The organism is Paucilactobacillus kaifaensis (genome assembly GCF_005405145.1).
Lineage (GTDB): Bacteria > Bacillota > Bacilli > Lactobacillales > Lactobacillaceae > Paucilactobacillus > Paucilactobacillus kaifaensis.
The window spans coordinates 1-9,565 of sequence record NZ_BJDM01000029.1; the positions used below are offsets into that span (position 1 = coordinate 1).

Genomic DNA, 9,565 nt, shown 5'->3' on the forward strand with positions numbered 1-9,565 from the left:
TCATGATTTTCTATCGTAAATGGGAAAACCATGAACCAATTGTTAAAGAAGACTTAGCTAAACAACGTGCTCAAGAAGAAAGTACTGCATCATAAAAGTAATTGTTTATTTATATTAATTTACAAATAGAGGGACTTGAAGTACATTTCAAGTCCCTCTATTTGTAAATTACTACTTTAAAATTTATTTATTTTCAAAACGACGAATATAGTTTTCGTTGTTATCTTTTGAAATGGGAACCTCGGGATCAAAGTTACTGCTATCCAAAAATTTACGTGTATACGATTTACGAAATTCAGTTGGTGTTAGACTAGTTTTTAATTTAAAAGCCTTCATAAATCTTTTTTCATCTGAGAAAAATGACATACTTGCAATTTGTTTAATGGGTAGATTTGTTCGAAGGAGTAATTCTTGAGATTTTGACATTTTTAACTGATTAATAAATTGAATTACAGTTTCGTTTGTCGTTTGTTTAAATATTTTGGCTAAATAATGAGGATTGAGATCAAATGCTTCCGCAATCTGACTTACTTTTAGTTGGTTACTAAGGTTAGCACGAGTCCAGTCTTTTATTGCTTCGATTCTGGCAATTTCTGAAGTCGTTGGTAGTCCAGTTAAGGTTTTACCATAGTCGTTAGTCAACTGGATAATTAGTTCAGTTAATAAATAATCAACACCAAGTGAAGTATAGTATTCATTTTTGGCAACATCTAAAACTTGATTAGCTAAAACGAATGATTTTTCAATGCTCGGCAATTCAAATAATAGTGGAAGAACGGCCTGGGTTTTATGAAACGATATTTCTGAGTTATCGATAGAATCATCAATCTCAACTATTTTTGCTCCATCTGGTTTTGTAAAAAAGTGAAACCAGAAGTATTGAGTGCCAACTGGGGAATCTTGATAGCCAATTAAATGGTGATATGGTGGAACTGTAAAAACATTATTCTCGTTGATTTCAAATTGTTCTTCATCAACCTTAAGAAACAACTTACCAGTGATCACAATAATTATTTCGAAATGGCCATCATGGTACATAGGCTTATGTTTCCAGTTTTCTGTTACTGTAAATTTACCAGAAGAAACATGAAGAACGGGTGCACTTATATCTAAAAAGGTCAATTTTGTCATTAATACCACTCCTGACACTTTATGTTACAAAAAGACACTTCAAAAAAATAGTTGTGAGAAAATACCACTAAATATACAAATTAATAATTACAAAATAACACTTTTTATATAATATACACCATTTTCAAGTTCTTTGGAACCGATTACAATTTAACTGTTCAAAAATTATTTAAGGAGTGAACTTGGATGGATAAAGTTAAAGGCAACAGAGTCTCAGTTAATGAGCGATTCAGCTATGCAATGCTGGATACGGCTGGGCAGTTAGTTTTCACAGTTATTAGCAGTTATTTATTATATTTTTATACGGATGTTGCGAAATTACCGGTGGCAACTGCCGGTATCATTTTATTGGTTGCACGGTTGTTTGATGGGATTGATGCTCCAATCTGGGGTACCATTATTGATTTGACAAAGTCGAAATACGGTCGCGCCCGTCCTTACTTTTTATGGCTAGCTATTCCATTTTCAATATTTGGAGTATTAACTTTTTGGGCACCGGATATTAATACGACTGCTAAAATTTGGTATTGCGCTATAACTTATATTGTTACTGGTATTTTGTATACAGGATTAAATACACCGCTTACTGCGGTGTTACCATTATTAACACCCGACCCAACCGAACGGCTTAAATTAAACTCGTGGCGGATGACGGGTTCACAAATTGGGGTTTTGATCGTTAATGCAACTACGTTACCATTGGTGGCATTTTTTGGGTTTGGTAATGACGTTCATGGATTTAGATGGTTAATTTTGTTATTCGCAACTGTTTCTGCATTGATGACACTATATTCTTTTGCACACATTAAAGAACGAGTAAAGACGAGTGATGACCGAGTATCCCTTAAAAAAGGTGTTAAGGCCATGAAGAAAAATTGGCCCTGGATCATTATCGTTATTAGTAATTTCTTTTTCTGGATTGCTTTGACAGAACGGACATCAACGTTGGTTTACTATTTCACTTATAATCTTGGCAACAAAGGACTTGTAACTTTCTTCAACTCAATTGCATCAATTCAGATTGCTGGGATGTTGGCAATTCCTTTGATTAACAAGTTTATGACTAAGTGCAATCTGTGGATTTCTGCGCTAGTTGCTGCGATCGTGGGCCAAATTATTATTATGTTTGGTGGTAGCAATTTAGGAATTGTTATTGTTGGATGGATTATTGGTAATTTAGGCTCTGGAATTGCTTGCTCAATGCCATTTGCGATGTTGGGATCGGCTGTTGACTATGGAAAATGGAAAAACGGTGTTAGTGCTTCTGGTCTATTAACGGCTATCGGAAGTTCATTTTGTTTGAAGGTTGGTAGTGGAATTGCAGGATTTATACCGTCAATGATTATGGCTTCGTTTGGTTATGTTGCTGGTAAAACGCAAACAGCCCACTCGTTAATGGGAATTTCGATTAGTTTCCATTGGGTAACAATGATTGCTTTTGCAATTGCAATTATTCCACTGCTATTTTATAAGAAATACGAAAGTATGGAAGATGAAATTCGTGAAGCAGTGACAACGAATGACTAAAAGGGGAGCGAACGTTAATGCAGAGTAGTTTTACAATCCAGACAGCTAAAGCAGTTTTAGTATTTGAACTGATTGATAATAAAGTAGTATTATCTCGCCTTAACTCAAATGATATGACTAGTTGGAGTGAAAAACTTAAACAGAATAACTATTTAACAGAAGTACAAATCACTGGGAAAAATTTTCACCATAAAGGAGTAAGTTTTGTGAATTCCAATCCTGGAATGGAGTTAGAATATGTGAGTCATGAAACTACCAATACTGATGACGGAAAATTATTGTCTGTTGTACAACGGGATCCAGAAGGGCAGATAGAAACAGTTAATTATTATCGGTTATACGATCAATCAGCAATTATTCGTAGTTGGGTTACCATTACCAATATTACTGCTGATGAACTAGGGCTTGAATATGTTTCTTCATTTGCGATGACGGGAATAAACCAAGCTAATGATCAGACGGGTAATTATGCGACACATAATGATATTTTTATTGCTCATAATAACTGGACAGCTGAGGCTCAATGGAAAAAACAAAGTTTAAAAGACGCTGGATTAGATTATTGGGTTGATGGAGAAAAGTTACAGGCTTCAACTAAACGAGTCAGCATCACAAACAATTCCTCATGGTCAAGTTCAGAATATTCACCAAACGGGATTTTAACAAATAATCAGACAGGTCAATCAGCTATTTGGCAGATCGAAAATAATGGTGCTTGGCATTACGAACTTACAGATATTGGGCTAGGTAATTTATTGGCGTTACGACTTTCTGGACCGGAGGAATTGGATAATCACTGGTGGAAGAGCCTGAAACCAGATGACAAGTTTACAACTTGTCCGGTGGCCTTTGGGCAGTTATATGGCGATGCGGAAGCTGCATTACAAGAAATGACATTATATCGGCGACTAATTCGAAGGAAAAATCGAGATAATCAGAAATTACCAGTGATCTTTAATGACTATATGAATGGTCTTGCGGGGGATCCAACCACAGAAAAGGAAATTCCATTAATCAATTCTGCTAGGGACGTTGGATGTGAGTACTTTGTTATCGATTGTGGTTGGTATGCACCCGGGTATTGGTGGGACAGTGTCGGCGAATGGAAGCCCTCAAAAGAAAGGTTTCCTGATGGTATTGAAAAATTAATCCAATACATCCGTGACCAAGGTATGACTCCAGGACTGTGGCTTGAATTAGAGGTTATGGGAATTAAGTGTCCACTTGCGGATGAATTACCAGATAGCTGGTTTTTCATGAGGCATGGTAAGCGGGTTATTGATGCTGATCGATATCATTTGGATTTTACTAACCCAGATGTTCGTCAATTTGCGGATAATGTAATAAAACGATTGGTTGATGAATACGGCGTTGGTTATATCAAAATGGATTACAATATTACTACTGGGATTGGAACTGAACTGAATTCCGATAGCTTTGGTGATGGACTTTTAAAGCATAATCGAGCATATCTTACTTGGCTGAAATCAATTTTTACGCATTATCCTGATTTAGTGATTGAAAACTGTGGTAGTGGTGGAATGCGCCATGATTATGCAATGATGCAACAACATAGCATTCAGTCATTAACTGATCAAACCGATTATCTAAGAAACGGGAATATTGCTGCAGTTGGTGCCTCAGTGGTAACGCCCGAGCAATGTGCAGTTTGGTCATATCCATTGCAAGATGGGGATGATGAGGAAGTAATTTTTAATATGATTAATGCAATGTTGCTAAGAATTCATCAAAGTGGATTACTAAACAAAGTCACTGGACATAGATTAGATCTGGTTGCACAAGGAATATCAGTTTATAAAGGATATAGGAATAAAATTGCAACAATGGTGCCAATTTGGCCTGAAGGATTAGGGCAATTAGATGATTCTTGGTTTAGCTATGGAATGACTAATGGGGATGAAATTTATATTGCAACTTGGCGTGGGATTAGCAAAACAAGTAATCATAAAATAGATTTATCAAAGTATGGGAAAATTAAAGAGGTCGAACAGGTTTATCCAATTAAGGAAGCAAATTCGAGTTTCACAAATAATGATACTCAATTACAAGTTGAATTTAAAAAAGATAAAATTGCCAGACTTTATAGAATTAAATTGAATTAAAAAAGTGCTACCAAATTATTAATAATCTGGTAGCACTTTTAGGTTTAGAATAAATTCTAATCAGTATTACTTTGTGAAGCAATTAGCCGAGCTATATTTTCTGTTGCATTAGCTAAGTTGGTTGGACCATTTTGAAGGGCACTTTTAATTGTCGTAACGCCAGGAACAATTGAAAAAATAGCATCAATAGAATTTTTACTGTACAGGGACTCTACACCTTTACCAACGTTCCCAGCCACAACAATTACTGGTGCGTTAGGAGCAACAGACTTAGTTGCTAGTGCAACGCCATAGGGGGTTTTTCCAAACTTGGTTTGAAAATCAATGCCACCTTCACCTGTAAAAACAAAATCGGCATTTTTTGCTTTTTCTTTTAGTTGTGAATATTCAATTACAATATCAATTCCTTTTTGCATTTGAGCTGGTGTAAATGCTAATAGGCCAGCACCTAATCCACCTGCAGCACCAGCACCAGCGTAATTTGCTAAATCTTTATTTAGATCGCGTTTGATGATGTCAGCATAGTGTGACAAATTTTTATCAAGAGTTGTGACCATTTCATTAGTGGCACCTTTTTGGGGGCCAAATACAGCTGATGCACCTTCCGGCCCGATTAGTGGGTTAGTAACATCAGACGCAATAATAAATTTAGCTTTATTAACACGAGGGTCAATATTACTAGTATCAATTTTTTCTAATGTATTGAGGGCACCACCGCCAAAAGAAATTTGCTCATTATTACTATTTAGCAGATTTACCCCTAAAGCCTGAGCCATACCAGCACCGCCGTCATTAGTGGCACTGCCGCCAATTCCCAAAATGATGGTTTTAACATTATGATCGAGAGCTTTTAAAATTAATTCGCCAGTACCATAAGTTGTGGCGATTAGAGGGTTGTGAGTTTCGTTGTTAACGTATTGAATTCCGCTTGCCTCTGCCATTTCAATTACAGCTGTGGATTTGTCTCCTAAAACACCAAATTTCGCCGATGTTTGTTTACCTAATGGATCAGTAACTGATTCGGAAAATATAGTTCCGTCTGTGGCATCTACGAGGGATTGAACGGTTCCTTCACCCCCGTCAGCCATGGGTACTTTAACAAAATTGGCCTTCGGAAAAACTCGTGTCAGTCCAGTTTCAATTGCTTGGGCGGCCTCTTTAGCGGTCATCCCACCCTTAAATGAATCTGGTGCAATTACAAATTTCATGATTTAACCTCCTAATTGAGTTATTATCCTAAATGTAAAAAGCCAAACATAACTGTCGCAGTAATAGCACATGTCAAACCAATAATTGATTCATATAAAATGCACTTGGATCGTTCAGCGATATCCATGTGCATTGCGTTTGCAGTCACATGGAAGTAGTTACCATGAGGTAGGTGGTCAATTACAATTCCGCCAGTATGCACCATTGCAGCGGCAGCTAATGGTGCAACACCAAAGCCAAGAATAGCTTTACCAAACGACCCAGTTGCTAAAATAACTCCAGTTGATGTGGACGCAGCAGCAGCGGCCATTAAGATACCGGAAATTGGAGCTAGAATTGTTCCTGATAAATGAGAAACTTTGATTAAATTTATGACCTGTTGTGGCAAACTGGAGTTGGTGATCAATCCGCCAATAGCTCCAGCACCTAATAAAATAAGAACAACATCAGTCATTCGACTCATACCTGCCTGAGCATACGTCCGAAGCTTATGACCTTGTCCCATTGCAAGGGCACCCACAATGGCTGCAAATGGTAATACGTATAGTGCATCTAAGTTTAATTTGGTCAAAAATTCAATGTGGAAGATTGACCCAATAGGATTTAATAATAATAAGATGATTGCGGTTGCTGGAGTAACTAAGGAGCTCTTTAAACTTGGTAAGTCTGAATTTTCAACTGCATCAGCAGTTAAACTAGCGATATCCTCATCTAAAACAGATGACCCTTTATTTTTTAACAAGGATGCTAATAGAACTGTCATTGCTAATCCAAGGACTGCTGGAATGAAATCAGCAATCATTACTTGACTAAGCTCTACGCCAAATCCTTTTGCTGCAGCAATAGTATTTGGATTGGGGGAGATGATGTTTCCAGCTTTACCACCACCAGATAGTGCGACTAATAAAGCCAATTTTGAAATATGCATTCGTTTACCGGCTTCTAAGGCAATTGGAGCCACAATCAATACTGCAACCGGAATGAATACGCCTACTGCCGTGATCACCATTGTAGCCAGTGCTAAAGCAAAAATAGCGAGGCGATCCCCAAGTTTTGTAACGATTGTCCGCGCTAAGGTATCGGCAGAACCAGATTCCATCATGACTCCGGCCAACATGCCAGCTGCCAGAACTCGTAGTATCGTTCCCACCACACTTTGAGAACCGATAATTAAAATGTTGATTGTTTGAACTAGGTTAGCTCCACCTAAGAGTGATCCAACGATTGCTCCAAGCAATAATGAATAGACTGGATTTAGTTTTTTTAAAATTAGAATAATTGCTAATGCCAAACCAACTAAAGCTGCCCACCAAGTAACTGTAATTCCTGCTTCCATAACCTGAAATCCTCCCTTTAGTAAATTTAATAATATTTTCACAAGCCAAACTAAGTTTAACTTAGAAAAAATAGATTGGCAATACAAGTTGGTATTGAAATACAAAAAAACAGGCTTAATAAGAGCCTGTTTTTGCAGTTGATGCTATTTATTTAACCATACACTCATCTGACCATCACTTCGGTTTGCCCAGGAATAATAAGGAACTAGCGTCAGCGTAGTTTCTTTTTCTTCAGGCATATCAGCTATTCTAGTATAAAGTGGAGTATCGATTGAATCTAAGACCTGTTTTCGGGCTTTTACATTTAACACACCGACTCCATTTAATAAGCTAGCATCATACTCATAACTTGGTGTTTTAGCAGTTTCAACTTTATAGTTCCACAAAGGTGCCTCGTTATCCGCTTCTTCGGCAGCATATACAATAGGTCCTCGTTGGATGGCCGTTTTACCGTAATCAGCATTAACGCGATTGTTGCTTCGCATGAATTTGGTGGTCATATCCAAACGAAGTTCAATTGCTTCAGAATTTGTTATGTCCAAGTAAATGAATCCATCTACTATCTCGGCATTGGTTTCATTGCCATTAACAGTTAGTTCAAAGTTTTGTGACCAAGCAGGAATTCTGATACCAAATTTGAATGCAATATTATTATGATTTTTAATATCGTACTTAATCTCGCCATCCCATGGAAAATTATTTGTTTGAGAAATTGTAATTTCGTTATCAAATTCAGCATTATTGGCAATGAATTGATGACTTAAAATAGCATCATCAGTAACTGTATAGAGGTATTGATCAACGGAGGTAATCAACCGTGCCAAATTAGCAGGACAACAGGCACAGCCGAACCAATCTGCACGTTGGGTTAAGACATGTGACTTACCTGGATTTAATTTTGACGCTTTGGGATCTGCTTCAAGCGGATTAACATAAAAGAAATGTTTGCCATCTAATGACATCCCACTTAAGGCGCCATTGAATAGTTCTTTTTCAAGGACGTCACCATATTCGCCTTTAGCTTTGATGTTAAGCATTTGACGAGCAAAAAATGACATTCCCACAGAGGCACAGGTCTCACCATACATTGTATCGTTAGGTAAGTCATAATCGTAGGTCACCGCTTCACCAGTAGTAGTTGAGCCAATGTTGCCGGTAATATACATCTGTCGTTTTACAATATCATTCCAGAAACGATCACAAGCTGCAAGTAAATCTTTGTCACCAGTGTAGCGGGCAACGTAGGCCATTCCGGTACACAGATAAACCACACGTACTGCATGTCCTTGTACAGTTTGTTGATCCTTAATCGGTTCAGCAGCCAAATAGTATGTTCGAGGCATGCTGCGCATATTGACAATTAAGTCACGTTCAATTCCATCTACTTCATTTTGTTTATCAAAAAAGTCCGGATTTTGCCCACGTTGATTTAAGAAGTAATGAGCTAACTTGAGGTAACGAGCTTCATTAGTGACTTCGTATAATCGTGACAAGGCTAATTCAATTTCAGGATGGCCATCATAGCCGTGAATTTTGCCGTCATCTGAACCAAAGTTGTTGTCAATACAATCAGCCATCTTAACCGCAATATCTAATGACTTTTGGTTGCCAGTAGCATTGTAATATGCCACACCGGCCTCAATATAGTGACCCATGGTGTAGAGCTCGTGTGACTGTTGCAATCGTTTGAATTTACGTTTGGGCTCATCAATTTGAAATAGGGTTGATAAGTAGCCATCATCTTCTTGTGTATCGGCAATTAAATCAATCAGACTGTCAGTAATTTTTTTGAGGTCTGCATCTTGGTGGTATGAAAATGAATAAGCCGCCGCTTCCAGCCATTTATAAACATCGGTATCTTGAAAAGGAAAACCATAATGATGGCCCTTCATTTTACCGGCCGCAATCTTCAAATTCGCCACTGCATGACTATTTTTGTCTTGTCCGTTATTTTGTGGGTCTGCAGCGATACTGATATCTGCCTCGTCATTCATAACTGCCCACTGGTAGGGGAGCACTTCTTTGACAACTAATTGACGGTATCTCCGCCAAAAATCTGATGTAATCTCGACTTTATTTAATTTTGGTGCGGTTGAAACTTTCATTAGAATACTCTTCCTTCCGTTTGGTACTTGTTAAACTAATTTGTGGCAGTTTGCTCTTCTTGTGCGCGTCGTTCGGCTAAGTCTTCTTTAACAATTGGTTCATGGTTTTCCCATTTACGATAGAAAATCATGC

General features: G+C 37.6%; 6 protein-coding genes. 2 read left to right on the forward strand and 4 right to left on the reverse strand.

The genetic code is table 11. The features are described from left to right. Positions 1 to 183: 183 nt before the first annotated feature. On the reverse strand, positions 184 to 1,131 hold the full coding sequence (locus FFM51_RS08380; RefSeq protein ID WP_137598170.1) for an AraC family transcriptional regulator: 948 nt from the start codon (positions 1,129 to 1,131) through the stop codon (positions 184 to 186). Positions 1,132 to 1,317: 186 nt separating this feature from the next. On the opposite strand from FFM51_RS08380, the gene FFM51_RS08385 reads away from it, so the two are divergent. Together FFM51_RS08385 and FFM51_RS08390 are read left to right on the forward strand one after the other, a co-directional pair. Beyond that, positions 1,318 to 2,658: an MFS transporter gene (locus FFM51_RS08385; protein ID WP_137598171.1), complete on the forward strand. Its 1,341-nt coding sequence runs from the start codon at positions 1,318 to 1,320 to the stop codon at positions 2,656 to 2,658. Between the two features lie 17 nt (positions 2,659 to 2,675). Then, positions 2,676 to 4,781: a glycoside hydrolase family 36 protein gene (locus FFM51_RS08390; protein ID WP_137598172.1), complete on the forward strand. Its 2,106-nt coding sequence runs from the start codon at positions 2,676 to 2,678 to the stop codon at positions 4,779 to 4,781. 56 nt (positions 4,782 to 4,837) lie between these two features. On the opposite strand, the gene FFM51_RS08395 is transcribed toward FFM51_RS08390, so the two are convergent. The 3 genes from FFM51_RS08395 to FFM51_RS08405 all read right to left on the reverse strand — a co-directional run bounded on the left by FFM51_RS08395 (position 4,838) and on the right by FFM51_RS08405 (position 9,432). Further along, the gene (locus FFM51_RS08395) at positions 4,838 to 5,989 is read right to left on the reverse strand and encodes a glycerate kinase family protein (RefSeq protein ID WP_137598173.1); all 1,152 of its coding nucleotides are present in this window, start codon (positions 5,987 to 5,989) and stop codon (positions 4,838 to 4,840) included. 23 nt (positions 5,990 to 6,012) lie between these two features. Beyond that, the gene (locus tag FFM51_RS08400) at positions 6,013 to 7,326 is read right to left on the reverse strand and encodes a GntP family permease (protein WP_137598174.1); all 1,314 of its coding nucleotides are present in this window, start codon (positions 7,324 to 7,326) and stop codon (positions 6,013 to 6,015) included. A 144-nt stretch (positions 7,327 to 7,470) separates the two neighbouring features. Further along, complete coding sequence (locus FFM51_RS08405; RefSeq protein WP_137598175.1) at positions 7,471 to 9,432, reverse strand: glycoside hydrolase family 127 protein; 1,962 nt, start codon at positions 9,430 to 9,432, stop codon at positions 7,471 to 7,473. Positions 9,433 to 9,565: the final 133 nt, after the last annotated feature.

Excerpts from the sequence above, each read along its gene's own strand:
- FFM51_RS08400 (WP_137598174.1), bottom strand. The coding sequence starts at position 7,326 with ATGGAAGCAGGAATTACAGTTACTTGGTGGGCAGCTTTAGTTGGTTTG.
- FFM51_RS08395 (WP_137598173.1), bottom strand. The coding sequence starts at position 5,989 with ATGAAATTTGTAATTGCACCAGATTCATTTAAGGGTGGGATGACCGCT.
- FFM51_RS08405 (WP_137598175.1), bottom strand. The coding sequence starts at position 9,432 with ATGAAAGTTTCAACCGCACCAAAATTAAATAAAGTCGAGATTACATCA.
- FFM51_RS08385 (WP_137598171.1), top strand. The coding sequence starts at position 1,318 with ATGGATAAAGTTAAAGGCAACAGAGTCTCAGTTAATGAGCGATTCAGC.
- FFM51_RS08390 (WP_137598172.1), top strand. The coding sequence starts at position 2,676 with ATGCAGAGTAGTTTTACAATCCAGACAGCTAAAGCAGTTTTAGTATTT.
- FFM51_RS08380 (WP_137598170.1), bottom strand. The coding sequence starts at position 1,131 with ATGACAAAATTGACCTTTTTAGATATAAGTGCACCCGTTCTTCATGTT.